This window comes from Streptomyces sp. NPDC093252, from assembly GCF_040683675.1.
GTDB lineage: Bacteria > Actinomycetota > Actinomycetes > Streptomycetales > Streptomycetaceae > Streptomyces.
Map to the genome: position 1 here is coordinate 139,149 of NZ_JBFBEM010000011.1, position 26,277 is coordinate 165,425.

Genomic DNA, 26,277 nt, shown 5'->3' on the forward strand with positions numbered 1-26,277 from the left:
ACGCTGTCACGACAGCACCCCCTGCCGCCTGAGCAGCCGCTCGATCCGGGTCCGGGCGTCGTTCCAGCCCTGCTCGGGGTCCTTGCCGCCCAGCTCCACGTTGGTCAGTTCGTCGGTGTAGGTGTCGCTGATGGTGATGTCCCAGGGGCTGAAGTACGCGTACCGCACCCGGTCGGCGATACCGGCGAACACCTGGACCGCCGACTGCCCGCCGAAGAACGGGTCACCGGCGGTGATCCCCGGGTCCCGGACCGCCTCGGGACTGGACGGGAACAGCCCGATGTCGAGGTAGTTGGTGGTCTGGTTGGCCGGGTTCTGGAGCCAGCTCAGGATGGCGAAGGCGGCCCCCGGATCGGGGCAGGCGCGGGTGATCGCGAGGAACGAGCCGCCCTGGTTGCCGGGCCCGCCCGGCGGCGGGCACACCCGCCAGTTCCCGGCGGTGTCCGGCGCGGACTGCTTCAGCTCCCCGGTGATCCAGGAGGCGCTGACGAAACCGGCCTCCTGACCGCCGACCCAGGCCGCGTGCCGGTCCACGGACTGCCCGTTGGCACTCTGCGACCCGGCGAACCCGGCCGTCAGCCGCCGCCGGTACGCCTCCACCGACCGGTCCCACGCCTCGCGGACATGGGACTGGTCGTCCAGGTAGTGGTTCTCGGGGTCGAAGTACTTCCGCGACTGCTGGGCCATCGAGTACGTGAACACCATCTTGGTGTCGGTGATCACATACCGCCCCGGGAGCCGCCGTTTCAGCTCCTCGGCGAGCGTGAAGTACGCCTCCCAGGTGGGCGCCGCGGCGGCCACCTCCTCCGGAGCGCTGGGCAGCCCGGCCTGAGCGAAGACGTCCTCGCGGTAGTAGAGAGCGGCGGGCCCGATGTCGATGGGGAAGCCGAGCTGGAAGCCGTCCGGGGTGGCTCCGGCCTGCCATTTCCAGGGCAGATAGCGGTCGGCCAGATCCCGCGCGCCGAGCCCGTTGAGATCGACGAAGCGGTCGCTGTCGGCGAAGTAGCGGGAGATGTTGTCGCCGATCATGGTGATGTCGGGCACGTAGGCGTTCCCGGCCAGCGCGGCCAGCAGCCGCTGGGTGAGATCGCCGCTCACCTGCGAGAGGGCGAACCGGTCCGCCGCGAAGCGCTCGGTGGCGGCGGTGAGAACCTGGTCCGACAGGCCGTTGTAGGTGTACCAGAGCGTGATGTGCCCCGATCTGGCGGTGGCCGGGCTTGCGCAGGCACTGGCCCCGAACGCGGTCGCGCCCAGGGCGCCCGCGCCGGCCAGCAGCCTTCGTCGAGTCAGCGTCATCGGGACCCTTCCGAAAGCCGTGAGCGCTCCCGTGAGCGCTCACGAATTGCGTTGGAGTCTGTTTCTGGGGTGGGGGGTGTGTCAAGGGTGGGGGGGTGATTCACAGGGGGGGTGGGTGAGGGGGTGGGGTTGGGAGTCGCGGCCGGGGTTGGTGCCGGGGAGGGGCGGAGGCGGGCGGGGGTGGCGCCGGGGGCGGCGGAGAGGCGGGGCGGGGTTGGTGCTGGCGCCGGGGGCGGTGAGGCGGCGGGGCGGGTTGGCGGCCGGGGCGGCGGGTGGCACTGGCAGCGGTGGGGAGGCGGGGCGGTGAGGCGGCGGGGCGGGGTTGGTGCAGGGGATCCGGAATGGGCTGCTCCGCCTGGTGAGCGTATGAGGGAAGAGGGATGAGGAGCTGTGGTGCGGGTCACCTGGGGGCGTGTGGGTGTTTGAGGGCGGGTGTGGGGTTGCTTGCGGGGGTCAGGGGTGGGAATGGCCACCGGTACGCGCCTGGCGGGGGGCGCCCGCCCGCGCCCCGCGTCGGGCGGCCTGACCCCTCCGCCTCCCCCCGGTTCGAACCCGGCCAGCAACCCTTACGCCGACTCCCGCACGCACAGTTCCGCCCGGACGGTCTCCGACTCCGGGTCGAGCGGGCCGGTCGCGGTGAGGAGCCGGGCCGCCTGCTCGACGGCGAGCGTGCCGAGGCGGTGGGCGTCGAGGGCGACGCTGGTGAGCGCGGGTTCGACCAGCGCGCCGAGCTGAAGTCCGTCGAAGCCGACCACCGCGAGGTCCTGCGGAATCCGCCGCCCCAGCCGCCGCCCGGCCCTGAGCGCGCCGATGGCGATGATGTCGTTGAAGGTGAACACGGCGGTGACGTCCGGATGCTCGGCGAGCAGTTCCTCCAGCGCCCGTTCGCCACCCGCCACGCTCTGCGCGGCCCGCCGTACCGGCCCCGGCTCCAGCCCGTGGGCGGCGAGCGCGGTCTCGTACCAGGCGTGCCGGATGCTCGGCTCGGCCCGCCCGGCATGGTCGATCATGCCGATCCGGCGGTGCCCGGCGGACACCAGATGCCCCACCGCCCGTTCGACGCCCTCGCTGCCGTCGACCACGATCGAGCTGAACCTCGCGGCGGGCGCCTCCCGCCCGATGAGCACCACCGGCACCCCTCGGACCAGCCGGTCGATCTCGTCCTCGGGGCGGCTGAAGTACCCGACGACCGCGTCGACCTGCGACCCGATCACCTCCAGCGTCCCGCGCTCCTCGTCGGGGCTGTCGGCGGTGTCGTAGACGACGACATGCCAGCCCCGGGTGCGGGCCGCCTCCAGCGCGGCGGCGGCGACCTCGGTGAAGAACGGGTTGCGCAGATCCGGGATGACCAGTCCGATGCTGGTGGTGTCCTGGCGCACCAGCCCGCGCGCGAACCGGCTGGGCCGGTAGCCGAGTTCCTGAGCCGAGTCCAGCACGCGCTGCTTGGTCGCGTCCCCGATCTCGCCCTTGTCGTTCAGCGCGCGGGACACCGTCTGCCGGGACACTCCCGCATGCCGGGCGACATCGTCGATCGTCACCCTGCGGGCCTGCGCCCCCGACTGCGTCATCGCATACCTCCGGACCGTGCCGACGCCGGTGCGCCCGCCGGGGATCGAGTATGCCTGTGCCACGAGGCGATCCGGCGCCGGGGCAGATCGCGCCACTCCGGGACGCCGCGCCCTGGACCGGTACCGGGCTGGGCGAGCGCGGGCGGCTTGCGCCGGGCAGGCGGTGGCTGGTCCGCGCCGGGTCGGTATCGGGAGATGCGACGCGGGGGCGGGCAGGCGGTGGCTGGTCCGCGCCGGGACGGTACCGGGACATGCGACGCCGGGGCGGGTGGGCAGAGTCCGGTCCGCGCCGGGCCGGTACCAGGGGATGCGACGCCGGGGCGGGTGGGCATTCCAGGCGGCGCCTCACGGCCGGGTTCGCCGGACGCGGCTGGCGTCGGGGGTCGTTCGACACCAGTGACGGATCGGAGGGGAGGGCGGGCGGAGCCGGATCGAGGGGTGGGGCGGCGGGGGTCTGTGGTGCCCCGGGGCTTCCAGGATGTGAGCCCCAGGGCCCAAGGCTCGAGGCCCAGGGCCCTGAGACCTGGCGGTTTCGGCCCTGGAACTAGGCCGTGTCTGACGGCTCTTTGGCGAGGTCGCGGAGCCAGATGACGAGGGCTGCGGTGGCCAGGGTGCCGTGGAAGATGTAGTCGCGTTTGTCGTATCCGGTCGCGACGGCGCGGTGCTGTTTCAGTTTGCCGACGCAGCGCTCGACCATGTTGCGTCGGCGGTACTGCTCGCGGTCGAAGGCCGGCGGACGCCCTCCGGCCGAGCCGCGTCGGCGGCGGTTCGCCCGCTGGTCCCCCGGCTGGGCGATCGTCGCCTTGATATGGGGTCTGCGCAGGTAGAAGCGGTTGGCGCGGCTGGAGTACGCCTTGTCCCCGCGGGCCCGGTCGGGCCGGGTGCGGGGGCGGTCCGGTCCCGGTGCGGGCCACCTTCAGGGCCTCCATGAGCGGGATGAACATCGGGCTGTCCCCGCGGTGGCCGGGCGAGGTGAGCCAGACCAGGGGACGGCAGCGGTCGTCCGCCGGCAGATGGACCTTGCAGGTCAGCCCGCCCCGGGAGCGCCCCAACGCCTCACGGCCATCCCCGTCCTCACGCGCGCCTCCCCCTTTTCGGGGTGGTCGGACGGAGGGCGGTGGCGGGCTCCGGCAGCGTGCCGGTGGGCCCGGCAGGTGGTGGAATCGGCGTTCACCGCCCACGAACCGTCCTTGTCCAGGGCGGTGGCATCGGCACCGCCCTGCAGGACACCGGGCACTCCCGACCAGGCCCCGTCGGCCGACCATCGGCGGTGACGCTCGTACACCGTCTGCACCGGCCCGTACCGTTCGGGCAGGTCACGCCAGGGAATCCCCGTCCGCGTGCGGTACAGGACCCCGTTGACCACCGTCCGGTGGTCCGCCCATCGCCCACCCGGCGCACCCACTCCGGGCAGCAACGAAGCAACCAGCTCCCACTGCGCATCGGTCAGTTCATGCCGACGCACCATGCCAGACTCCTGCCCGGAACAGCAGCAGATCCACCCTCCGGACAAGAGCCATCAGACACGGCCTAGGCGGCCCGGAAGCTCCACCCCCGGAGCTTGGGATCTGGGGACCCGGAACTCGCGGCCCTGGGACCTGACCTGGGGCCGAGAGCTTCGGCTGCGGAGCTTGGAGTCTGGAAACCCGAGGCTCGCAGCCCTGACACCTGGGGCCCGAGGGCTTCGGCCCTGAAGCTTGGGGCCCGGAGGCTTGGGGCTCGGAGCTTGGAGTCTGGGAACCCGACGCTCACAGCCTTGGGACCCGCAGGTCCGAAGACTTCGCCCCCTAAGCACGGCGGCCCGAAGGCTTCAGCCCCGGAACTTGGAGTCTCGGTACCCGAGGCTCCCGATCCGACGCCCGGCGCTGAAAGCTGAGGGCTGCCCCGCGCTCCCGACCCCCGTCCAACGGCCAGCGCGGCTGGGCCCCCGGCCAGCATCACTCGCCCCCCGGCCAACATGGCTCGGCTCCCGGCTCCCGGCTCCCGGCTCCCGGCTCCCGGCTCCCGGCTCCCGGCTCCCGGCTCCCGGCCAGCCTGGCTCGGCGGGCGTGGCTCCGGGCCAGGGCAGCCCGGCCCACGTGACTCGGCCAGGTTGCCGCGAGGCTCACCCCCCGGCCACCACCCCCCGCAACACCATCCCCACCGCCGCCTCCGTGATCACGTCCGGTTCCTCCGCCGCGCCCAGTTCGATCCGGCGGACGGCCGCGTCGACCACGCCCTGGAGCAGCATCGCGGCGAGGCGGGGCTCAGTGTGGCCCAGGGTGGCCAGGGCCTCGACGATCATCGCGATCAGGCCGCCGTGGGCCGCCCGGATCTTCTCCCGCGCCCCGGCGTCCAGCTCGCTCGCCGAGATGGCGACCACGGCCCGGTGCCGCCGGTCCCCCACCAGCTCCAGTTGCTTGCGTACATACGCCTCGACCTTCACCCCGGCCCCGTCCGCCGCCGCCATCGCGGCCTCGACCTCCGCCGCCCAGACGGGGAAGTCGACCGCGCACAGTTCCTCGACCACCGCCGCCCGCGACCGGAAGTACTCGTACACGGACGACCGCGCCAGCCCCGTGCGCTCGGCGAGGGCCGGGAAGGTCAGCGCCTCCGTACCGCCCTCGGACAGCAGGGAGCGGGCCGCGTCCAGCAGGGCGGCTCGTTGCATCGACCGGTGCTCGGCCACGGAGGCCGCTCGAATCCTTGGCACGGCATCCACTTTACGGACGGTCCCCCCGGTTCGGGAGTGGCTCACCCCACCCTCCGGTGGCCCGACCGGCGCACCCGCCCCGCCCGGAAGCCTCCCCCGCCACCGCCCCGGCCGGTGCCCGAACGGCTTCAGCGCCCGAATCCGGCCAGCTTCGCCCGGAGCTGCAACACGGACTTGGTGTGGATCTGACTGACCCGGCTCTCGGTGACACCGAGCACATTGCCGATCTCGGCGAGGGTCAGCCCCTCGTAGTAGTAGAGCATCACCACGGTCTTCTCCCGCTCGGGCAGGGTGTTGATCGCCCGCGCCAGGAACCGCCGCAGCTCCCGGTCCTCCGCCACCTCCACCGGGTTGTCGGCGGCCGTGTCCTCCAGGGTGTCCATGAGGCTCAGCCGGTCGCCGCCGCCCTCGCCGCCGACATGCAGCAGCTCCTCCAGCGCCACCACATTGGCCAGCGACAACTGGCTGAACACCGCGTGCAGTTCATCGACCGCGATGCCCAGCTCCGCCGCGACCTCCACCTCGCTCGGGGTGCGCCGCAGCCGCGCCTCCAGCGTGGCGTACGCCCGCTCCACATTGCGCGCCTTCTGCCGCACGGACCGCGGGATCCAGTCCAGCGCCCGCAGCTCGTCGATCATCGCGCCCCGGATCCGGGTGATGGCGTAGGTCTCGAACTTGATCTCCCGGTCGATGTCGAACTTCTCGATCGCGTCGATCAGCCCGAACACCCCCGACGACACGAAGTCCGCCTGCTCCACATTGGGCGGCAGTCCCACACTCACCCGGCCCGCCACATACTTCACCAGCGGCGAGTAGTGCAGGATCAACTGCTCCCGCAGCCGCTCGTCACCGGTCGTCTTGTACGAGCGCCACAGCTCGTCGAGCGTCGAGGGCGCGGGCGGTCGGGTGCCGTCACCCTCGCGGGCGGCTGGGGGGATCGCCGCCCGGTCGGACCCGGAGGTGTGCTGGGGCATTCGTCGCCTTGTGCCGTTCTGCCGTGAAGCTCGTACGGAGGGTGCCTGGGGTGCCGCCGGCCCGGGGGTGGCCGGGGCGGCTGGGACAGCCGTGGATCATGTCGGTCGATGGCCGGTACGCACCGGATCCTTGTGAGCGTAGCGTGACTGGAGTGTCGCGGTGTGCGAAGGGCGGGGCCCGCGCGGTGCGCAGAGACGTTCCGTTCGGCGCTCCACGGGGTCATCACGATCACTCACCGCGATCATGAAATCCGGTCAACTGCGCCTTTTCCCAAGGAATTCCACCTTCCCCCGGACGGCCGAACACCTCCCGTCACCCGGGGCGTGAACCGTCATCGACGGACCTCACCGCCTGGCGTGTCAACTTCCAGCCGTCGCCGTGTCGTTCGACAAACCCGAGTGCCTTGAGTTCGTACAGTCTGGCGATCGTGTCGTCCGGCGTGGTCTGCGCGCCGCGGGCGATCTCCCCGGCCGGGGCCGCCCGGCGGGCGGGCAGCGCCGCGAGGACCTGGCGGGTGGCGGGCGCCAGCAGATCGCGCGGCAGCACCGGACCGCTCCGCTCGGGAGCCAGCTCGCCCATGTCGCCGACCAGTTCGACCACCTCGGCGGCGTCGGTCACCAGCTCCGCCCCGCCGCGCAGCAACTCGTGCACTCCGGCGGACAGCGCGCTGGTGGCCGGACCGGGGACCCCCATCACATGCCGCCCCAGCCGGCCCGCGGCCCGCGCGGTCACCAGCGACCCGCTCCGGTACGCCGCCTCCACGACGACCGTGCCCCGGGTGAGGGCCGCGATCACGCGGTTGCGCAGGATGAACCTTCTCTGCACTAAGTCAAGCGAGACGATCACGGCAGTCAGTCGGACTGGGGACGAGTAGTCGGGATTCCAAGGGAGACAGGTGGCCGGTGTGAGAGACGGGCGGCGTCGGCCTGCTTGGTGCGAACGAAGGTCAAGGTCATGTCGATTCCCTCGATCTCGCCCAGCCACTGTTCGTCCTCTGCTCGCTTCCGGCGGAGGATCAGGTCCTTCTCGATCTCAGCGAGCCGCGGCAGCATCTTGGGGTTGACCTGCAGCATCGGGCATCGGATGCAGGCGTGTTCATGCTGACAAGGTGATCCGTAAGGCCGAGCACAGTTGCCGAGTTCGACCTTGCGCTTGTCGAAGTGCTCCTCGAACTCCGCCCACTCCTTGGTGGTGACGTCGACGTACTCGTGCTCGGGCCGCAGAGCCCGGCGGTGGTTCAGGAACTCCTGGTAGTGCTTGACGATGTCCTCGGCGAAGACCGCGACATAGCCCTGAGTTGTTTGGAGATTCAGGTGTCCGAGCAGGGCCGCGCCGATGTGGATCGGCAGGCCGCCGTTGACGATGTCGGTCGCGAAGAGCCTGCGGAAGTCGTGCGGGGTGAACTTGGTGCCGGCGAAGGCCGGGTCCGTTTCGGCGATCTCCTCGCAGCTGCGTCCGATCATGTTGAGGACCGTGGAGGGAGCGATGACTCCGCGAACGGTGCCGATCTGCCGTTGGAAGAGGAACGGCATAGCTTCTGACCAGGTCTTTTCATGTCCGTCGTAACGGCTGACGAGCGGAATCGCCCTGCCATTGCGGGTGTGCCGGCGGACGATCTGGGCGACCGCGTGGAACAGCTCGGCCGACATCGGGATCACGCGCTCGCGTTCGCTCTTCGAGGGCGCGACGACCAGGAGGGCGATGACCTCTCCGTTGGGCCGCTCGTATTGACGGATGCTGAGGTGCGTGAGCTCGACGAGTTCCTCGACGCGGATGCCGCTGTGCCGCAGGACCTCGACGGCGACCCACTCCCAGAAGGCCGAGTCCTCGGCCATGGTCACGTGAATCAGTTCGCCGGTGTCGTCGTCGGTGACGCGGACGGTCGGCTCAGCAAGGATCTTCGCCCGGCGTCTGTCCTCCCTGGAATTGGTGCGTGTGAAGCGGCGGCCCTGGTGCTCGAAGGACTCGCCGAGCGGAACCGGGGTGGCAGCCTCCAGCAGGCTGGCCAGCCGCTCGTAACGCTCCTCGACGTGCCGGACGAGAACCGGCAGCAGGGGCTGACGGACCCGGGTGCGGTCTGCCATCCGCCGGTTGACCTCACGGCGCCGCTTGCCGAAACCCTTCAGGTCCCGGGGCAGGATCGGGCAGGGGGCCACCCACTGGGCCCAGCATTCCGGCTCAGCGACGGCCCAGCTGTGGAGGTCGACATAGAGGCCGCGGACGGCCAGCAGCAGAGATGCGGTGTCCTTGCGGACCTTGGTCCGGTCGGTCTTGCCCTTCCGGCGCCAGTACTGGATCTCGGCCCGCCACTGGTCGTAGATCTCCTGGCCGATGTTGAGGTCCTGCTGATCGGGGCTGATCTCCTCGATGACGGACCAGAAGTGGCCTGCCAGATGGCGGGCAAGACCCTGGAGCGTGACGTAGTCCGTGTCCGATCGGCGCCGGACCAGGTAGTCGATCAGGAGCTGGCGGACCCCGGCGTTCTTGATGTCGTAGAGATCGACGAGTTCCTCGACGCTCCGCTGGCCGTTGTAGATGAACGTCCGCAGGGTCGGGGCCGTCCCGGGAGGGAAGTGCTCCATCTTGTGCAGGATCTCCCAGGCGCCCAGGGCCGCGAACCTGGTGTTGTCCTTGTTCGCGCCGTGCGTCAGGCCCAGGCGCTTGTTCTCCAGCGAGTAGTGCAGCAGAGCCGAAGGCGTCAGATGCTCCAGATTGATGCCCTGCGTGGTCAATGCGCAGGCCAGGTCGTACTTCGCCCGGTGCCGGTGCACCGCCGTGAGATGCCGCTGAGCGTCGACGGTGTTGAAGAACTCGTCCAGCCTAGGGTCCTTCTGGACCTGGCGGAACGGCTCGGCGTAGTCGAGGAACTTGTTCGCCCGGAACCCGGAGAGCGAGGGCTGGACGATCCGTGCCGCGAACACCATCCTCAGTGCAGAGGTCAGGTTGCTGCTGTCGTAGCTGACCTCCTGACGTCCCAGGACTCTGACCGGTGTCGCATTCTCGTCGTTGAAGCCGCTGGCCTCCCAACGCTCCTGCCAGGTGTCCCCGGGCAGGTCCGCCAAGTGCCGGAACAACATCCGGATGCCGGCTCGGCGCTTCTCCGCCCCGGACCGTGACTGTCCCGGCCAGACCACCCCGGCAAGATCACACAACTCGGTAATGCCGGCCCTCGACAGGTCCCCGAAGGGCGCCGGGGGCTTCTCGGGCCGCGGCGCCGGCGCAGCCTTCACCGAGGCACTGCTGAAGCGCGTCGGCACCTTCTCCCTGGGCGTTTCGGAGTAGTCCGTGCGTCGGTTGCGGACCGTGTAGGTCTCGACTGTCGTGCGGCTAGGCACCGAACACCGCCTTGATGTCGTCGGGGTCGTAGCCCGCGGAGAAGATCCGCTGGACCCGGGGCCGGTTGTAGTGGGCCTGGAGGGCGTCGAAGAGGTCCTCGACGCGGGCGTTCAGGTAGCCACCGGTGGTCGCCAGGTCGGTGTGCCGCAGGATCGCGCGGACCTGGGCCAGGGTCAGGTTGGGGTCGTTGGCCATGCGGTTCGCGGCCGTGTGCCGCAGGTCGTGCAGGGTCCAGTTCGTGCCGAGCTTCTCGTTGACGCGCTGGAAGACCCGCCGCATCGCCCAGTAGGTCAGCGGCCGGTCCGGTCCTCGCAGCGTGCGGAGGACCGGCTCGTGGGCCAGCGGGAGGCCGATGCTGTCGAGGTAGGCGGCCAGAATGGTCAGGGCCTGGGGGCTCGCGGGGACGGCCTCGCGCTCGTCGGTGCCCTTGGTGACCACGTAGATCAGCTGCTTGGCCCAGTCGATGTCACCGGGAGTGACCCCGAGGAGTTCGCTGGCCCGGGAGCCGCTGGAGACGTAGAGCAGGACGGCCGCTCTGTCTCTGTCGCAGGTCATGGCCTCGAAGAGCTCGTCCCACATCGCGTCGGGAATTGACCGGGGATCGGTCTGCCGGACGCGCTGCCGCAGCCGGGCCCGCCGGAACGTGGGCACCTCACCGTCCGGGGCTCTGTGCGCAAGGGCCCGGCGCTGGGCCACCGACTCGGGCACCGGGTTGACCAGCGGACCCCGGTTGTAGTGCCGGTGGTAGGCGTAGAAGCTGCAGACGACGGTCAAGCAGTGGTTGATCGTCCTGGGCGCGTATCCCGCCCCGAGGTAGGGCTTGCCCGTGCGGGGGTTCACCGAGCCGGGGCGTGGAGCGTCGGGGCTTCGGCGGCGCCGCTGCGGGTTCGGGGCCACTCGAAGCCAGCCCACCAGCGCGGACGCCTCTGCCTCGGTCGCTCGGTCCCACGGGACCCCGAGGAACCACAGCAGCCGGAACCAGCGCTGGAGGTCGTACGCGTAGCTCTTGATGGTCAGCGGCCGGTTGTCGTCCAGGGTGAGACCCCGAAGGTACGGAACGACCGGGGCAACGAGGGCCCCGTCAGGATCCACGACGGCGTACCGAGGTATGGATTCCAGTTCGACGACTGAGCCGACGCGGGGCACATCGGCCTGGCCCTCGATCAGCTGGCGATGGAGGTCTTGCAACACACACTTCCTTACGAGCGGAGATCATCTCGCTTCATGATCAGAGATGCTTAGTGCAGTTAACACACCGGCTCGGCGTCGGATGGTCGCCCGGCGGCAACTCCCCCACGACCAGGCCCTGTTCCGCGATCCTGGTGATCAACTCGGTGTGCCCGCGCGGATAGGGCCGGTCGACCCCGCAGGCGAGGACGGCGACGGTGGCCCCGCCCGCGCCGAGCGCACCCCGGTGGGCGGCGCCGTCGACGCCGTAGGCCCCGCCGGAGACCACGACCCAGCCGCGTTCGGCCAGCCCGGAGGCGAGGGTGACGGCCATGTGCGCCCCGTATCCGGTGCAGGCGCGGGCGCCGACCAGCGCGACGGACTTCAGCGCCCATATCCGCAGATTCGCCGGTCCCCGCGCCCACAGACCCAGCGGCCGGGCGTCACCGAGATCCTCCAACTGCCCCGGCCACTCGCCCTCCCCCGGACTCACGAACCGCACCCCGGCGGCCCGCGCCACCGCCAGATCCCGCTCCGGCTCGGCGTGTCCGGCCCGCGCCCGCAACCCGCTCCACCGCCGCGCGCTCACCCCCGGCAACGCCCGCCCGCTCCGCAGCCGCCGCGCCACTTCCCGCACCCCGAACTCCCGCACCCACCGCCCGGCGACCTCGTCCCCCGGCTCGACCACCCGAGTGAGAAACACCCGGTCGAGAAGGTCGGGGTCCGGCTCGGGGGCGACCTCGGGGACGGCCTCGGGGGCAGCCTCGGGGACGGTGATGGGTGCGATGGCGGGGGTGAGGCGACCGGTACCGCTGGGAAGCGGCTCCCCGGTGCCTCCGACACCCGCCCCTTCAGCACCACCGACACCCGCCCCTGCGGCAGCAATTCCGGCACTCGACCCACCGTCGACACCCACAGGCGCCCCACCGTCGCCAGAGGCGCCCGGCTCGGCGCTCACGTCAACGCCCCGATCGCCATCGGCACCCCCCGGGGAACACCCGTGCGCAGTTGCAGCGCGAGGGCGACGTCCATCGCGGTGGGGCGGTCGTGGCCGACCAGGTCGGCGACGGTCCAGGCGACCCGCAGCACCCGGTCCAGGCCCCGCGCGGTCAGCGAGCCCCGGTCCAGGCTGCGCTCGGCCTCGTCCATCGCGCCCGGCGCGGGATGCCAGCGGGTGCGCAGCTCGCGGCCCGGCACTTCGCTGTTGGTGCGCCACGGGGTGCCGGCCAGCCGGAGCACGGCCCGCTCCCGGGCGGTCCGGACCCGGTCGGCGACGGTCGCCGTGGACTCGCCCCGCGTACCCCGGTCGAGCAGTTCCGCGCGGGTGACGCGGTCGACCTCGACCCGCAGGTCGACCCGGTCGAGCAGCGGCCCCGACAGCCGGGCCTGGTAGCGGCGGATCGCGGACGGCGCGCAGTCGCACAGGTCGCCGGTGACGGAGAACCGACCGCAGGGGCAGGGATTCGCGGCCAGCACCATCAGGAACCGCGCCGGGAAGCGCACCACCCCGGCGCTGCGCGCGATCACCACATGCCCGGCCTCCAGCGGCTGCCGCAGCGCGTCGAGCGCCTGTGCGCTGAACTCCGGGGCCTCGTCCAGGAAGAGAACTCCCCGGTGGGAGAGCGAGACCGCTCCGGGCCGGGCGACGCCCTGTCCGCCGCCGACGAGCGACTGCATGGTCGCCGAGTGGTGCGGGGCGCAGTAGGGGGCGGTGTCGACCAGGGGTTTGCCGGTCGGCAGCAGTCCCGCCACCGAGTGCACGGCGGTGACCTCCAGGGACGCCTGCCGGTCGAGCGGGGGCAGGATCGCGGGCAGCCGCTCGGCGAGCATGGTCTTGCCCGCTCCGGGCGGGCCCTCCAGGAAGAGGTGGTGGCCCCCGGCGGCGGAGACCTCCACCGCCGTGCGCGCCGACGTCTGGCCCACGACGTCGGCCAGGTCGTGCCCGGCGTCGTGCTGACCGGCGCCGACGCTGTGCACACCGGTCGCCTCCCCGGTCCCCGGCATCCGCAGCCCGGCCCACAGCGGATCGGGGCGGCCCGGCTGGTCCGGGGCCTCCTCGGGCACGGGCTCGTCGGCGAGGACGGCGATGAGCTGCCGCAGACTGCGCACCCCGAGGACGGAGATCCCGGGGACGAGGGCCGCCTCGGCGGCGGCGCACTCGGGCACCACGACCTGTTCGTATCCGGCGTCGGCGGCGGCCAGCACCGCAGGCAGGATGCCCCGCACGGGCCGTACCCGTCCGTCGAGCCCCAGTTCGCCGATCATCACGATGTCGGCGAGGACCCGGGGGTCGATGCGTTCGGCGGCGCCAAGCACCGCGCAGGCCACGGCCAGGTCGAAGCCCGATCCCGCCTTGGGCACCGATGCCGGGCTGAGTCCGACGGTGAGCTTCTTCTGCGGCCATTCACCGCCCGAGTTCACCACCGCCGCCCGGACCCGGTCCCGGCTCTCCGTCAGGCTCTTGTCGGGCAGTCCCACCAGGGTGAACGCGGCGACGCCGGGCTCCAGGTCCGCCTGGACCTCGACGACGACGCCCTCCACCCCCACCAGGGCCACCGAGCACGTACGCGCGAACCCCATCTCAGGCCACCCCCCGCGCGTGCTCGACCACCGGGGCGCCCCGCTCGGGCAGGACCACGCCGATGAGGTCGATCCGGACACCGCCGGGCGGCGCTCCCCCGTGCTCCTGCGTCCACCGCTGGGCGAGCCCGCGCAGCCGCCGGGCCTTGACCGGGGTGACCGCCGCCATCGGATGCTCGTAGGGACCCGCCCTGCGGGTCTTGACCTCGCAGACCACCAGGACGTCCCCGTCCCGCGCGACGATGTCGATCTCCCCGGTCCTGCCACCGCGCCAGTTGCGCTCCAGGACCGTCATACCGGCCTCGGTCAGCCGCCGCGCGGCCAGGTCCTCGCCGTATTTGCCGAGTGCGTCTCGTGCGTTCATGTCGGCACCTCCTGGCGCCAACGATCACGCACCGCCACCCAAGAAGTGGATCTTGGTGTGTTACCGGCCGGTTGTGGATATCTCCGTCACCCACACGAGGGACACCCACCTCACCGACGTCACGAGTCCACCCCGGCCTCACCCGCCCGGCAGCTCCAGATCGCTCTTGTTCAGCTCCTCAATGTTCACGTCCTTGAACGTGAGCACCCGGACCTGCTTCACGAACCGGGCCGGCCGGTACATGTCCCACACCCAGGCATCCGCCATCGACACCTCGAAGAACACCTCACCCTGGACCGAGTGCACCTGCATCTCGTAGTCATTGGTGAGATAGAAACGCCGCTCGGTCTCGATCACGTATTTGAACAGACCGACGACATCGCGGTACTCCCGGTAGAGCTTCAGCTCCATCTCGGTCTCGTACTTTTCGAGGTCCTCGGCGCTCATGGCATGTTCCCCTTCAGCCGTGCGATCCCACCATTGTGCGCCAGTCACGGGAGCCTCTAGACGATTTCCGTGTCAAGGATCTCGGGGCTGGGCGGGGGCCCTTCGTCGAGCAGTCTGCGCAGCAGCCCGGCGAGTCTGGTCGGGTACACCGTCTCATGGGAGCGGGTCAGTTCCTGACACGTCCACCACCTCGCTCCCGCCACACTGCGCCGCTCCAGCTCGGTGAGGGCGAGCCCCTCCCGCCCGGCCGGTGCCAGGGCCCGCTCGGTCCGTGCCAGGTAGTACCACTCGTCCTGGTCCCAGCGCCGCCCGGCGAACGGGAAGGAGCACCGGCGCCGCCACAGCACCGGCCCCAGCTCGACCTCCGTGATCCCGGTCTCCTCGGCGAGTTCCCGCAGCGCGGCCCGCTCCCGGGTCTCGTCGCCCTCCACACCCCCGCCCGGGGTGAACCACCAGTCGTCGCCGGGATCGTCCGGCTCATGGCCGTGCAGCAGCAGGATCCGGTCCTGCGGATCCAGCAGCACGACCCGCGCGACCCGGCGCAGTCCGCCCCGGTAGGTGTCCTCGGCAGCCTCACCCGACACGCGCGGCCCCCGCCCAGGACGACCGTCCCGCCACCCGTTTCGCCACCGGCCCGTACGCCGCCCCCGCCAGCACCAGCACCGCCCCGCCCACGGCCAGGATCACGATCGTCCGCAGCGGCCCGGGATCCGACAGCGCGCCCAGTGCCGCGAACCCGGACGGCCGCTCCAGCATCCCGTCCACGGGCCAGACGACGGCGTCCACCCGCGCGGTGACCGCGTCCCGGGCCACCGTGCCGCTCGCCGCGTCCGTCAGATGGGCCGTGGAGTCCAGCGAGCTGTGCCGTTCGTCGCCGAGCAGGAACAGCCGTCCCTCGGGCACGGTCACGGTCGGGAAGTCCGCCGCCCCCGCGGGCCCGTCGTCGGGCAGATACGGTTCCTCGATCTCCGTACCGTTCACGGTGAGCCTGCCGTCGGTGCAGCAGGCCACCGTGTCCCCGCCCACCGCCACGACCCGCTTGAGCACCGGCGCGTCCGCCCAGGTGGCGTCCTTGAACACCACGACATCGCCCCGCCGTACCTGGGCGCCGTCGACCCGCTCCGCGAGCACCCGGTCCCCGACGCCGATGGTCGGCGCCATCGACCCCGTGGGCACGGTGTACGGCCGGTACACCACCGCCGCCCAGCCGAACCCGCCGAGGAACAGCACCAGCCCCAGCGCCACGGCCAGCCCGGACAGCACCTGCCCGGTCCGCCCGCCCGCTCCCGGGGCCGTACCTGTCGTGCTCTCGCCACCCATGGACCCGCACCCTACCCGCGGTACCGGCCCCGGTCAGCCCGTCCCGGACACGCCGACGGGGCCCCCGTACGCTCACGAGGGCCCCGTCCGCACAGCTCAGGTGCGCGGTGTTCGCGTCAGCCGGTCGGCTCGGTGCGCGGCGTCCGGGTCAGCGGGTCGGCTCCGGCGTGTGCCTGCGGCGCTGCCACCACACCACCGGCACCACCCCGGTGAGCGCCAGCGCGCCGGGCGCGGCCGTCAGGCCCGCGGCGGCGCTGGGCGCCGGGTCGCCGAGGTTCGGCTGGTCGAAGGTGTCCGGAACCGGCAGGGTGCCCCAGCGGTTGATGGGCCACGCCTTGACGATGGCCCGGCCGACGACCTCGTCCACCGGCACCATGCCCTTGTGCTTGTCGGCGGTGTTGTAGCGCGAGTCGCGGGAGTTCTGGCGGTGGTCGCCCATCACCCAGACGAAGCCGTCGGGGACCGTCACCGAGAACTGGCCGCCCTGGTCGTCCATGCTGCACGGGGTGTTGCCCGGGTACACATAGGGCTCGTCGAGCGCCTTGCCGTTGACCATGACCGGGCCGGTGCCCTGGCACGAGACGGTGTCGCCGCCGACGCCGATGACCCGCTTGATGAGGTCCTTCTCCTCGGCGGACGGCATCAGGCCGATCCAGCTCAGGAAGGTCTGGAGGGCGTTCGGATCGGCGGTCGGCTCGCCGGCCAGCCAGTTGTCCGGGTCGTGGAAGACGATGACCTCGCCGCGCTCCGGCTCGGAGCCGAACCAGGGGGTGAGCTTGTCCACCAGCACCCGGTCACCCCGCTGGAGGGTGTTCTGCATCGAGTCGGAGGGGATCGAGAACGCCTGCACCAGGAAGGTCTTGATCAGCAGCGCCAGCACCAGCGCGATACCGATCAGGATCGGCAGTTCCTTCCAGAACGAACGGGGCTTGCGGGGCGCCGGGGGTGTCCCGTCCGCCTCCCGGTCGCCGGCCGGGGGTCCGGCGGGGCCCTCCGGGCCCGCGGGGCCGGGCGGCTGCTGCCGGGCGCCCGCGCCGTCCTCATTCCCGGAGGTCACGGCGCCGCTGTCGGCCTGGGCGGACGCTTCCACGGGATGTCCGCGGTGCTCCTCGCCGTCGTGTCCGGACCGTGCGCCAACCGCCACATCCCCCACGCCAACTCCTCACTCTGTGCCGCCGCCTGCCCCATGCGCGGCGCAGGCCCACCACTCCCATAACGAGCGGGAGTTCCGCAGGGGTCGGGAGCTGGATTGCTTTCGGATCGTAGAAGGCAACCCTATGCGACAGCGGTGGAGCGGCGGTCGCCCCGGGCACCGAGTTGGTCAAGGATGCGTACGTTTTCGGTTCGTCCAGGGCCGACCAGTGGTTGAAGGGCCAGGCAATGACCATGGCACGGCCCACCACCTCGTCCTCGGAGACGGTGCCGCCGTGGTCGGTGTCCTGGTGGGCGCGGGAGTCGGCGGAGTTCGAGCGGTGGTCGCCCATCACCCACAGCCGCCCCTCGGGGACGGTGATGTCGAACTGGGTTTCGGAGGGTGCGTTCCCGGGATACAGATAGTCGCCCTCGGCGAGGGGGACGCCGTTGACCGTCACCCGGCCCTGGGCGTCGCAGCACCGCACCCGGTCGCCGCCGACCCCGACGACCCGCTTGATGAGGTCCTTGTCGTCGTCCGAGGGCAGCAGCCCGATGAAGGTGAGGGCGTCCTTGACCTGCTTGACGACGATCGGGTCGTCCTCCGGTTGGGCGGCCTGCTCCTCCTGGAGCCAGCCACCGGGGTCCTTGAACACCACCACGTCCCCGCGCGCGGGCCGGGAGCCGAACCAGGGCGTGAGCTTGTCCACCAGCACCCGGTCGCCGACCTGGATGGTCTGCTCCATGGAGCCGGACGGGATCACGAACGCCTGCACCAGGAACGTCTTCAGCACCAGGGCGATCAGTACGGCGACCCCCGCGAGGAGCGGGATCTCCTTGATCGCCGAGCGGCGGCGGCGCCGCTTGACCTTGCGCTGGAGCCTGCGCCGCTCCGCGCGGGTCCGTCCGGCGCCGGGGGCGGCGGTGCGGCGGGTGCCGGTGGGCAGCAGATGGTCGGCGGGACCGCCGGACGCCCCGCGCGGTTTGCCGCGGTTACCCATGGGCACCGCCCGGCGCGGGTGGATCCGCGTAGGCGTCGTCACCCATGGGCACCGTCCGGCGCGGGTACGTCCGCGTAGGCGTCGGGGCGGGTGATCCGGGTCCAGCGCGCGGCGGGCCAGGCGATCCAGTCGGCCCGGCCGATGACCCGGTCCACGGGCACCATGCCGCCGCCGGGCGAGCCCAGCCGGTCCCGGGAGTCGCTGGAGGCGCTGCGGTGGTCGCCGAGGAGGAACAGCCGTCCGCCGGGCACGACCACGTCGAAGGGCACCGAGGAGGCACTGTCACCGGGGTGCAGGAACCCGGACTCGTCGACCGGCCGGCCGTTCACCTCGATCCTCCCCTCCGTGTCGCAGCAGACCACGCGGTCCCCGCCCACGCCCACGACGCGCTTGATGTAGTCCGCGTCCCCGAAGTACTCCGTGCCGTCGAACACGACGATGTCCCCGCGCTCCGGCCCGGCACCGAAACGGTACGCCACCTTGTTTACGAGAACGCGGTCGCCGATCCTCAATTCCGGTGTCATGGATCCACTGGGGATTTCGAACGGCCGCACCACGAAAGTGTTCAGGAGCAGCAGGAACAGCAGACAGATCAGCAGGGTGAGGCTGATCCGGCCGCCGGGGAGCCAGTACGACAGACCGGTGTGGACGCCTTCGTCCTCGGCGGCGGGGGTCCGGCGCCGGCGGGTGGGCAACGCGAAACGCGACCGTCCCTCCGGTCCCTCGGTGTCCGGGGTGGTGAACCCTGGCTCGGAGGGGCGGGAGGAGCGGTCGCGCTCCGTGTGCTGTGCTTCGGTGTCCATCGGGGCCAGATGCTATCCGGCCCGGCCGTGGACGCCTCGGCGCGCTCAGTTGTCGCGCTTCTCCTTGATCTTGGCGGCCTTGCCGCGCAGATCCCGCAGGTAGTACAGCTTGGCGCGACGGACGTCACCACGGGTGACCAGCTCGATCTTCTCCACGATCGGGGTGTGCACCGGGAAGGTGCGCTCGACGCCGACGGAGAAGGAGACCTTGCGGACCGTGAAGGTCTCGCGCACGCCCGAGCCCTGGCGGCGGATCACGACGCCCTTGAACTGCTGCACACGGGAGCGGTTGCCCTCGATGACGCGGACGTGCACGTTGACCGTGTCGCCCGGACGGAAGGCGGGGACGTCGCTGCGCAGCGACGCGGAGTCGACGGAGTCGAGCAGGTGGGACATGTTCGTCTGCTTTCCTCGCTGATGCCACAGGTCATCAACGGAAACTAGGGTTTTCCTCAGGAGGCCGTGCGGGTCGGGGCGGGCGTCGTGTCCCCCTGCGGCAGGGGCGCACGCCGGACGGGCGCACAACAGCCGCCTATTCTTCCACGCCCTCGGTCCTGCGCCAAAATCGGCCGTGGGATCCGCCCTCCGGGTCGGGTGACCAGCCCAGGATGGAGAGCATCTCGCGGTCCTTCTTGTCGAACGTCCCCGGGTCGCAGCGCTCGATCAGATCGGGGCGGTGGGCCGTGGTCCGGCGCAGGGCCTCGTCCCGCCGCCAGCGGGCGATCCTCCCGTGGTGCCCGCTGAGCAGCACCTCGGGGATGTCCCGGCCGCGCCACTCGGGCGGCTTGGTGTAGACGGGCCCCTCCAGCAGGTTCGCCATGGCGCCGGGCGCGAAGGAGTCGTCCCGGTGCGACTCGGCGTTGCCCAGCACCCCGGGCAGCAGCCGCGCCACGGCCTCCGTGACGACGAGTACGGCGGCCTCCCCGCCGGCCAGGACGTAGTCGCCGATGGACACCTCGTAGACGGGCATCCGGGTCGCGTACTCGTCGACGACCCGCCGGTCGATGCCCTCGTAGCGGGCCGGGGTGAAGATCAGCCAGGGGCGGGCGGAGAGTTCGACGGCGAGTTCCTGGGTGAAGGGGCGGCCACTGGGGGTGGGGACGATCAGCGCGGGCGCGCCCGAGCCGGTCTCGTAGCCGTCGGCGAGGACCGTGTCCAGGGCGTCGCCCCAGGGCTCGGTCTTCATCACCATGCCGGGACCGCCGCCGTAGGGCGTGTCGTCGACGGTGTTGTGGCGGTCGTGGGTCCAGGTCCGCAGATCGTGCACCCGGACGTCGAGGCGCCCCCGCGCGCGGGCCTTGCCGACCAGGGAGACGTTCAGCGGGTCGAGGTACTCGGGGAAGATCGTGACGACGTCGAGCCGCATCAGGCGTCGCCGCCGTCCTGCTCGCCGTCCCGCTCGTCCTCGCGGCCGGAGGCGGTCTCAGCGCGGTCGTCGATCAGCCCCGGCGGCGGGTCGATCACGGCCCGCTGCTCCTCCAGGTCGATCTCGGTGACGATCTCCGCGACGAAGGGGATCATCACCTCCGTGCCGTCCGGGCGCTCCACGATGAACAGGTCCTGGGACGGCAGATGGGAGATCTCGGTGATCCGGCCGACCGCGGTCCCGTCGACGGTGACCACGTCCAGGTCCATGAGCTGGTGGTCGTAGTACTCGTCCTCGTCCTCGGGGAGCTGCTCCGGGTCGATCTCGGCGATGAGCAGGGTGTTGCGCAGGGCCTCGGCGCCGGTGCGGTCGCGGACGCCCTCGAAGCGCAGCAGCAGCCGGCCGCTGTGCACCCGGCCGGTCTCGATGGTGAGCGGTCCGGTGGCGGCCGGGTCGGTGGCCAGAACGGCACCGGGCGCGAGCCGCAGCTCCGGTTCGTCGGTGCGGACCTCCACGGTGACCTCGCCCTTGATGCCATGGGCGCGGCCGATCCGGGCGACTACGAGCTGCACGGTGCTGGATCTCCTGTCACGTTCCTGGACTGCTGTTCCACCCGCTTGGTCCACCCGCTCCACGACGACGGGCCGGGGAGGCCCGTACGGCCCTCCCCGGCCCGAGCCGGTGTTTCTTCGGCGAACTCAGCGAACCCGGCGTCAGCCCACTGACGTCAGCGGATGTGGTCCACGTCGACGAGGTCGACCCGGACACCGCGTCCGCCGATGGCGCCCACGACGGTGCGCAGGGCGCGCGCGGTGCGGCCGTTGCGGCCGATCACCTTGCCGAGGTCGTCGGGGTGGACCCGGACCTCCAGCACGCGCCCGCGGCGCAGGTTGCGCGAGGCGACCTGCACATCGTCGGGGTTGTCGACGATGCCCTTCACGAGGTGCTCAAGCGCCTCTTCGAGCATGCTGCTCAGGCCCCGGCCGACTCGGACTCGGCGGCGGCCTCGTCCTTCTTCTCCGCCTTCTTCTTCTGGGTGATCGCCTCACCCTTGCCCTCGTCCTCGCCGCCGAGCGCCTCGAACGAGGGGCGGGTGGCCTTGGGCTCGGCGACCAGCAGCGGCGCCGGGGCGGGCTCGCCCTTGAACTTCTGCCAGTCGCCGGTCTTCTTCAGGATGGCGAGCACGGGCTCGGTCGGCTGGGCGCCGACACCGAGCCAGTAGGCGACACGGTCGGCGTCGACCTCCATCACCGACGGGTTGTACGTCGGGTGGTACTTGCCGATCTCCTCGATCGCACGGCCGTCACGGCGGGTGCGGGAGTCGGCGACGACGATGCGGTAGTGAGGCGAACGGATCTTGCCCAGACGCTTCAGCTTGATCTTGACTGCCACGGGAGTGGGTTCTCCTGGATTTGACGTGGTTGGGCACGGCGAGAGATGCCGCGTGGGGTTGCGGTACCCGAGTGCCCGATGGACGCGTCAGCCGGAGGAGAGAGGGGTCCTGTGCGGCTGTCGAGTACAGCTAGCCATTGTGCCACACGGCTCCGGCCGGTCCGACCGGAGCCCGGAGCGGGGCCGCCGGGGCCTGCCTCGGGGCACGCCTGAGGGGCGCCGGGCGCTGGACGGCACCCGGCGCCCGCCCCCGGCCGCGCGGGGCGGCGGGGAGCACCGGAACCCGCCGGGGCGCGGGGGCGACCCGCACGGGTCGGATGTCCCTCGCGGCCCCTCGGGGGTGCGGTACACGGCGGCAGGCGCCCGGCATCCACGAAATGCCGGGAGCTAGCCCGCCGCGCCCGCGCCCACCACCTCGGGGATCCGGAACGGCTTCCCGCAGCCGCCGCACATGATCGGCGCCTGGGCCAGGACGGAGGGGACCACGCGCACATTGCGCCCGCAGTCGCACACCGCCTTGACCCGCACCCCGCCGCCGGACGAGCCGTGCCGGGCGGCCGGGCCGCGGAACGAACGGGTGGTGTCGGAGGCGGTCGCCACGGTGTGCGCCTTCAGCGCGCGCTGGAGCCGCTCGATGGTCGAGCGGTACCGGCGCTTGGCCTCGGGATTCAGCGTGACCAGGGAGAATCCGCTGCTGGGATGGGGCTCCTCGGGGTGGTCCAGACCCATTTCCTCGGCGATCGCGAGGAATCTGCGGTTGTGGTACCGACCGGCGCGGGATGTGTCGCGAACGCCGCGCGCGGCGGCGATGCCATGGACTGCCTCATGGAGCAGTCGCTCGAAGGAGAGCTCATGCCCGCAGGCGGACGAGGACTCTCCGATCAGGGACTCGGGCGCGGCAAGATCGGGCAGCTCGGGGTGGTACCGCTGAATGTCGGCCCACGCCTGCGCCAGCTCTGCGGCGAGAACAGGTGGTGTCGTGCTCACGTAATGACAACGAGCCGGGGTTGCGCTGTGTTCCTATTCCGGGCATCCCAAATAATTTGCACGTACCCGTCAGTTGCCGCTGATGCGTCCCGACGAGTACGGGTGCGCTGATCTGCGGAGAAGCCTCGCAGTCCGTACCAAGCCGGTGCGTAGTCCGCGCTACGGAGGCGCGTGTAGGCGGGGGGTTTCCCGGGCGGCGCGATGCGCAAGGGGTGTTTCGGCCCACCTGTCCGGCGCGCGGAGCCCGTCCCGGCCGGTGCCCATGACGCCCCGACGTTATCGCGTCCGGCATCCCCCCCCCATGACACCGCCCGCCGGGTCCGGAAGGAGCCGGAGCCACTACGGGCCTCCCGCGCGTGGGGCGCCCCGTCCACATACGTCGGGTACGGGTCGCCGGGATCGCCACAGGCGTTCCGCGCGGGGGGGGCCGTCCTTCGTCTGCGACAGCCTGCTGCTCCCGGACCGCCCGGCCCTCCCGCGCGCGGGAGCGCCGTCCCGTTTCCCCTCCCTGTGCGTCACGTCCTCACGCCGGGGGCTCCCGTGCCTGCGGGGTGCCGCATCGTCGCGTCGGTCGCCGGGGGCAGTTCCTTCGGGGGCTCCCGTGCACGCGGGGTGCCGGCCTCCGCGCGCCGGACGACATGGTCGTCCCGGACCGGCGCTCCCGCGCGCGAGGTGCCGAACCTCGTCCCGTGAGTGTCAGTGCGCCCCCGTCCGGCGCCCCCGCGCGCGCGGGGTGCCGACGCCCGTCGCGGTTGCGCCGTCGGCTGTCGCTGCGCCAGCGCTCCCGCGCGCGGGGCACCGTCCCGCACTCGTCGGGTACGGGTCCCCCGGATCGCTACAGCCGTCCCGCGCGGGGTGCCGCGCCCCGCCCGCCTCGGCCGAACTCGGCCGTACCCCGGCCGGAACGGACCCCGGCTCCGCGCACCCGGCCGCCCGGCGCGTTCCGGCCGGTCGCCGGGTGGATGACGGGCCGACTACGCCCCAGGTTTCCGGGACGTGAAATCTCGCCACGTGGCCGGGTCCGGGGCAAGCGGGGGCCCGCGACCCCTGGACGCCGTCGCGCGCCCGGAGTTACCTGGCTTACGGGAGCGATACGGAACGCGCCTCGCAGGGCCCGTATCGGGTGCACCCGTATGCCCCCGTACCGGGACCCCCGCGGAGCGGCCCTGCCCGGCGGCCCCGCTCCTCCTCCGCCCGTCACCACCCACCGGTCCATCGGCGAACAGCGCGGCAGCAACGTTTCAGCAGCGAGTCAGCGAGCCAACCAATGGCGAAATGGGGCGCAATAGATGACTTCCACGCTCGTGCGGCAGCACCCGCCTCACACCGGCCCGGTCCTCCGCGTGGACCTCGGCGCACGCGCGCGTGACTGGTCGGAGATCCAGGAGCGGATGCTGGTCCCGCTCCACGAGGCCGTCTACGAGCGACTGGACGTGGGACCCGCCACCCGGCTGCTCGGCCTCGGCTGCGGCAGCGGGCTGGCCCTGCTCACCGCGGCCTCCCGGGGCGCCGCCGTCACCGGGGTGGAAGCGGCCTTCCCCGAACGCCTGGCCCTCGCGCGCGAGCGCCTGCTCCCGCGCCCCTGGGACCCCCGTACGCGGACCGCCGCCCGGCTGCTGGAGGCCGTGCCGCGCGTCGCTGAGCCGTACACCCTGGTGACCGCGTTCGAGCCGGTCGGGTGCCTGGCGGGGGACGGTGAGCGGCTGGCGGACGCCCTCGGCGCGGCGCGGGCGGTGGTCCCGCGCGGGACGCCGGTGGTGCTGGCCGGGTGGGGGCCGCCGGAGCGGTGTGCGACGGGCGCGGTGCTGCGGACCGCGCGCAGGGCGACGGAGCCGACGGACGGCGGCGGCTGGCGGCCCGCGCACCGGGACGATCTGGAGGAGGTGGCCGCGCGGGTGGGTCTGCGCCCCGACGGTTCCGGCCGGGTCGCCTGCCCGTTCGGGTACGCCGACCTCGCCAGTGCCCTGCGCGGGCTGCACTGCACCGGGTTCCTGGACACCGCCGTCGCGGCGGCGGGGCGGGAGCGGGTCGACAAGGAACTCACCGAGGCACTGCACCCGTACCGGCGGCCGGACGGCACGGTGTGGATGCCGAACGTCTTTCGCTATCTGATCGCCCGGGTGCACTGAGGCCCCTACGGCATCGGGGGCGCCCCGGCGAAGAGCGCCCCCGATGAACGTACCGATCCGAACGTACCGATCCGGCTCCGCCGGGCGGCTCAGCCCATGAACTTCTTGAACTCGTCCGGCAGTTCGAAGTCCTGCCCCGCCTGCTGCCCCGGCAGCCCGAACGCGCCCCCGGCCTGTGCGGCGGCCTCGCGGCGGGCGGCGGCCTCCTGCTCCTGCTGCTTGCGCTTCATCGGGTTGCCGGAGCGCTGCTTGCCCTTGGCCACCTTCTGCTTCTTCTTCGTCCGGCCGGGACCGCCGCCCATGCCCGGTACGCCCGGCATCCCGGGCATCCCGCCGCCCTGGGCCATCCGGCTCATCATCTTGCGGGCCTCGAAGAACCGCTCCACCAGGTTCTTCACCGCGCTGACCTCGACCCCGGAGCCCTTGGCGATCCGGGCGCGGCGGGAGCCGTTGATGATCGTCGGTTCCTGGCGCTCGGCCGGGGTCATCGACTTGATGATGGCCGCCGTGCGGTCGACGTCCCGTTCGTCCAGGTTGTTGATCTGGTCCTTGATCTGGCCCATGCCGGGGAGCATGCCGAGCAGCTTGGAGATGGAGCCCATCTTCCTGACCTGCTCCATCTGGGCCAGGAAGTCGTCGAGGGTGAAGTCCTGGCCCTTCTTGGAGGCCAGCTTCTCGGCCATCTTCTGGGCTTCGGCCTGGTCGAACGTCTTCTCGGCCTGCTCGATCAGGGTGAGCAGGTCACCCATGTCGAGGATCCGGGAGGCCATCCGGTCCGGGTGGAACGCGTCGAAGTCGTCCAGCTTCTCGCCGTTCGACGCGAACATGATCGGCTTGCCGGTGATCTGGCGGATGGACAGCGCCGCGCCGCCGCGGGCGTCGCCGTCGAGCTTGGAGAGCACCACACCGTCGAAGCCGACGCCGTCGCGGAACGACTCGGCGGTGTTGACCGCGTCCTGGCCGATCATCGCGTCGACGACGAAGAGGATCTCGTCCGGGGAGACGGCGTCGCGGATGTCCGCGGCCTGCCGCATCATCTCCTGGTCGATGCCGAGGCGGCCGGCGGTGTCGACGACCACGATGTCGTGGACGCGGCTCTTGGCGTACTCGATGGAGTCCTTGGCGACCTTCACCGGGTCGCCGACGCCGTTGCCCGGCTCGGGGGCGTAGACGGCGACACCGGCGCGCTCGGCGACCACGCTGAGCTGGTTGACCGCGTTGGGCCGCTGGAGGTCGCAGGCGACCAGCAGCGGGGAGTGCCCCTGCTCCTTGAGCCACTTGCCGAGCTTGCCCGCGAGGGTGGTCTTGCCGGCGCCCTGGAGACCGGCCAGCATGATGACCGTCGGCGGCTGCTTGGCGAAGCGGAGCCGCCGGGTCTCGCCGCCGAGGATCTGCACCAGCTCGTCGTTGACGATCTTCAGGACCTGCTGGGCGGGGTTCAGCGCCTTGGAGACATCGGCCCCGAGCGCCCGCTCCTTGACGTTCTTGATGAACGTACGGACGACCGGGAGGGCCACGTCCGCTTCCAGGAGCGCGATCCGGATCTCCCGCGCCGTGGCGTCGATGTCCGCCTCGCTGAGGCGCCCCTTGCCCCGCAGGTTCTTGAAGGTTGCTGAGAGGCGATCGGAGAGAGTATCGAACACGGCGGCGTCGGTCCTCGCGGTCGGGGGCTGGCGGTGGAATCGCCCTCCAGGGTATCCCGGGTCCACCGGAGGGCGGGACG

At 71.8% G+C, this 26,277-nt stretch carries 22 protein-coding genes and 4 pseudogenes; 1 reads left to right on the plus strand and 25 read right to left on the minus strand.

What is annotated here, in order from left to right:
- Positions 1–6 precede the first annotated feature (6 nt).
- From AB0O01_RS23500 to AB0O01_RS23615, 24 genes and pseudogenes are all read right to left on the minus strand, one after another.
- Complete coding sequence (locus AB0O01_RS23500; protein ID WP_365316155.1) at positions 7–1,296, minus strand: extracellular solute-binding protein; 1,290 nt, start codon at positions 1,294–1,296, stop codon at positions 7–9.
- Positions 1,297–1,862: 566 nt separating this feature from the next.
- Positions 1,863–2,864, minus strand: a complete 1,002-nt coding sequence (locus AB0O01_RS23505; protein ID WP_365316444.1) for a LacI family DNA-binding transcriptional regulator — start codon at positions 2,862–2,864, stop codon at positions 1,863–1,865.
- 544 nt (positions 2,865–3,408) lie between these two features.
- Positions 3,409–3,714, minus strand: a pseudogene (locus tag AB0O01_RS23510) (transposase); the annotation flags it as partial.
- A 267-nt stretch (positions 3,715–3,981) separates the two neighbouring features.
- A pseudogene (locus tag AB0O01_RS23515) lies at positions 3,982–4,332 on the minus strand (IS5 family transposase); the annotation flags it as partial.
- Positions 4,333–4,968: 636 nt separating this feature from the next.
- Complete coding sequence (locus AB0O01_RS23520) at positions 4,969–5,532, minus strand: helix-turn-helix domain-containing protein (protein WP_365316446.1); 564 nt, start codon at positions 5,530–5,532, stop codon at positions 4,969–4,971.
- Between the two features lie 152 nt (positions 5,533–5,684).
- A complete protein-coding gene (gene whiG, locus AB0O01_RS23525; RefSeq protein ID WP_365316157.1) occupies positions 5,685–6,530 on the minus strand; it encodes an RNA polymerase sigma factor WhiG in 846 nt (281 codons plus the stop codon).
- A gap of 313 nt (positions 6,531–6,843) precedes the next feature.
- A pseudogene (locus AB0O01_RS23530) lies at positions 6,844–7,347 on the minus strand (DNA-processing protein DprA); the annotation flags it as partial.
- A gap of 35 nt (positions 7,348–7,382) precedes the next feature.
- Entirely contained in the window at positions 7,383–9,866 is a 2,484-nt protein-coding gene (locus AB0O01_RS23535) for a site-specific integrase (protein WP_365316159.1), read from the minus strand.
- The gene (locus tag AB0O01_RS23540) at positions 9,859–11,055 is read right to left on the minus strand and encodes a site-specific integrase (RefSeq protein WP_365316161.1); all 1,197 of its coding nucleotides are present in this window, start codon (positions 11,053–11,055) and stop codon (positions 9,859–9,861) included. Before AB0O01_RS23540 ends, AB0O01_RS23535 begins: the two co-directional genes overlap by 8 nt.
- Before the next feature lie 67 nt (positions 11,056–11,122).
- Positions 11,123–11,812 (minus strand): annotated as a pseudogene (locus AB0O01_RS23545) (DNA-processing protein DprA); the annotation flags it as partial.
- A 176-nt stretch (positions 11,813–11,988) separates the two neighbouring features.
- Entirely contained in the window at positions 11,989–13,614 is a 1,626-nt protein-coding gene (locus tag AB0O01_RS23550; protein WP_365316163.1) for a YifB family Mg chelatase-like AAA ATPase, read from the minus strand.
- 1 nt (position 13,615) lies between these two features.
- A complete protein-coding gene (locus AB0O01_RS23555; RefSeq protein ID WP_365316165.1) occupies positions 13,616–13,978 on the minus strand; it encodes a YraN family protein in 363 nt (120 codons plus the stop codon).
- 138 nt (positions 13,979–14,116) lie between these two features.
- On the minus strand, positions 14,117–14,425 hold the full coding sequence (locus AB0O01_RS23560; RefSeq protein ID WP_003965949.1) for a DUF2469 domain-containing protein: 309 nt from the start codon (positions 14,423–14,425) through the stop codon (positions 14,117–14,119).
- A 56-nt stretch (positions 14,426–14,481) separates the two neighbouring features.
- Complete coding sequence (locus AB0O01_RS23565; RefSeq protein WP_365316167.1) at positions 14,482–15,009, minus strand: NUDIX hydrolase; 528 nt, start codon at positions 15,007–15,009, stop codon at positions 14,482–14,484.
- Positions 14,999–15,745 (minus strand): signal peptidase I, encoded by a 747-nt coding sequence (gene lepB / locus AB0O01_RS23570; protein ID WP_365316169.1) that lies wholly within the window; start codon positions 15,743–15,745, stop codon positions 14,999–15,001. The genes AB0O01_RS23565 and lepB (AB0O01_RS23570) overlap by 11 nt, the downstream gene beginning before the upstream one ends.
- A 148-nt stretch (positions 15,746–15,893) precedes the next feature.
- Complete coding sequence (gene lepB, locus AB0O01_RS23575; RefSeq protein ID WP_365316171.1) at positions 15,894–16,898, minus strand: signal peptidase I; 1,005 nt, start codon at positions 16,896–16,898, stop codon at positions 15,894–15,896.
- Positions 16,786–17,877, minus strand: a complete 1,092-nt coding sequence (lepB, locus tag AB0O01_RS23580; RefSeq protein WP_365316448.1) for a signal peptidase I — start codon at positions 17,875–17,877, stop codon at positions 16,786–16,788. The genes lepB (AB0O01_RS23575) and lepB (AB0O01_RS23580) overlap by 113 nt, the downstream gene beginning before the upstream one ends.
- A 38-nt stretch (positions 17,878–17,915) precedes the next feature.
- Positions 17,916–18,680 (minus strand): signal peptidase I, encoded by a 765-nt coding sequence (lepB, locus tag AB0O01_RS23585; RefSeq protein ID WP_365316172.1) that lies wholly within the window; start codon positions 18,678–18,680, stop codon positions 17,916–17,918.
- Between the two features lie 45 nt (positions 18,681–18,725).
- The gene (gene rplS, locus AB0O01_RS23590) at positions 18,726–19,076 is read right to left on the minus strand and encodes a 50S ribosomal protein L19 (protein WP_365316175.1); all 351 of its coding nucleotides are present in this window, start codon (positions 19,074–19,076) and stop codon (positions 18,726–18,728) included.
- A gap of 136 nt (positions 19,077–19,212) precedes the next feature.
- Positions 19,213–20,046: a tRNA (guanosine(37)-N1)-methyltransferase TrmD gene (trmD, locus tag AB0O01_RS23595; protein WP_365316177.1), complete on the minus strand. Its 834-nt coding sequence runs from the start codon at positions 20,044–20,046 to the stop codon at positions 19,213–19,215.
- A complete protein-coding gene (rimM, locus tag AB0O01_RS23600; protein WP_365316179.1) occupies positions 20,046–20,618 on the minus strand; it encodes a ribosome maturation factor RimM in 573 nt (190 codons plus the stop codon). Before rimM ends, trmD begins: the two co-directional genes overlap by 1 nt.
- A gap of 155 nt (positions 20,619–20,773) precedes the next feature.
- Positions 20,774–21,013, minus strand: a complete 240-nt coding sequence (locus tag AB0O01_RS23605) for an RNA-binding protein (RefSeq protein ID WP_189926610.1) — start codon at positions 21,011–21,013, stop codon at positions 20,774–20,776.
- Between the two features lie 5 nt (positions 21,014–21,018).
- Positions 21,019–21,438, minus strand: coding sequence for a 30S ribosomal protein S16 (gene rpsP / locus AB0O01_RS23610; protein ID WP_365316181.1), 420 nt, complete (start codon positions 21,436–21,438; stop codon positions 21,019–21,021).
- A gap of 387 nt (positions 21,439–21,825) precedes the next feature.
- A complete protein-coding gene (locus AB0O01_RS23615; protein WP_365316183.1) occupies positions 21,826–22,425 on the minus strand; it encodes a hypothetical protein in 600 nt (199 codons plus the stop codon).
- Positions 22,426–23,714: 1,289 nt separating this feature from the next.
- Between AB0O01_RS23615 and AB0O01_RS23620 the strand changes: the two genes are divergently transcribed.
- Complete coding sequence (locus tag AB0O01_RS23620) at positions 23,715–24,554, plus strand: SAM-dependent methyltransferase (protein ID WP_365316185.1); 840 nt, start codon at positions 23,715–23,717, stop codon at positions 24,552–24,554.
- Between the two features lie 89 nt (positions 24,555–24,643).
- Here the strand turns inward: AB0O01_RS23620 and ffh are convergent, their stop codons facing one another.
- Positions 24,644–26,197, minus strand: a complete 1,554-nt coding sequence (ffh, locus tag AB0O01_RS23625) for a signal recognition particle protein (RefSeq protein ID WP_365316187.1) — start codon at positions 26,195–26,197, stop codon at positions 24,644–24,646.
- Between the last annotated feature and the right edge of the window lie 80 nt (positions 26,198–26,277).

Bases quoted from the DNA above. Each gene is read 5' to 3' on its own strand.
- AB0O01_RS23500 (WP_365316155.1), bottom strand. From the start codon at position 1,296: ATGACGCTGACTCGACGAAGGCTGCTGGCCGGCGCGGGCGCCCTGGGC.
- AB0O01_RS23505 (WP_365316444.1), bottom strand. From the start codon at position 2,864: ATGACGCAGTCGGGGGCGCAGGCCCGCAGGGTGACGATCGACGATGTC.
- whiG (WP_365316157.1), bottom strand. From the start codon at position 6,530: ATGCCCCAGCACACCTCCGGGTCCGACCGGGCGGCGATCCCCCCAGCC.
- AB0O01_RS23550 (WP_365316163.1), bottom strand. From the start codon at position 13,614: ATGGGGTTCGCGCGTACGTGCTCGGTGGCCCTGGTGGGGGTGGAGGGC.
- AB0O01_RS23555 (WP_365316165.1), bottom strand. From the start codon at position 13,978: ATGAACGCACGAGACGCACTCGGCAAATACGGCGAGGACCTGGCCGCG.
- AB0O01_RS23560 (WP_003965949.1), bottom strand. From the start codon at position 14,425: ATGAGCGCCGAGGACCTCGAAAAGTACGAGACCGAGATGGAGCTGAAG.
- lepB (WP_365316169.1), bottom strand. From the start codon at position 15,745: ATGGGTGGCGAGAGCACGACAGGTACGGCCCCGGGAGCGGGCGGGCGG.
- lepB (WP_365316448.1), bottom strand. From the start codon at position 17,877: ATGGGTAACCGCGGCAAACCGCGCGGGGCGTCCGGCGGTCCCGCCGAC.
- lepB (WP_365316172.1), bottom strand. From the start codon at position 18,680: ATGGACACCGAAGCACAGCACACGGAGCGCGACCGCTCCTCCCGCCCC.
- rplS (WP_365316175.1), bottom strand. From the start codon at position 19,076: ATGTCCCACCTGCTCGACTCCGTCGACTCCGCGTCGCTGCGCAGCGAC.
- trmD (WP_365316177.1), bottom strand. From the start codon at position 20,046: ATGCGGCTCGACGTCGTCACGATCTTCCCCGAGTACCTCGACCCGCTG.
- AB0O01_RS23605 (WP_189926610.1), bottom strand. From the start codon at position 21,013: ATGCTCGAAGAGGCGCTTGAGCACCTCGTGAAGGGCATCGTCGACAAC.
- AB0O01_RS23620 (WP_365316185.1), top strand. From the start codon at position 23,715: ATGACTTCCACGCTCGTGCGGCAGCACCCGCCTCACACCGGCCCGGTC.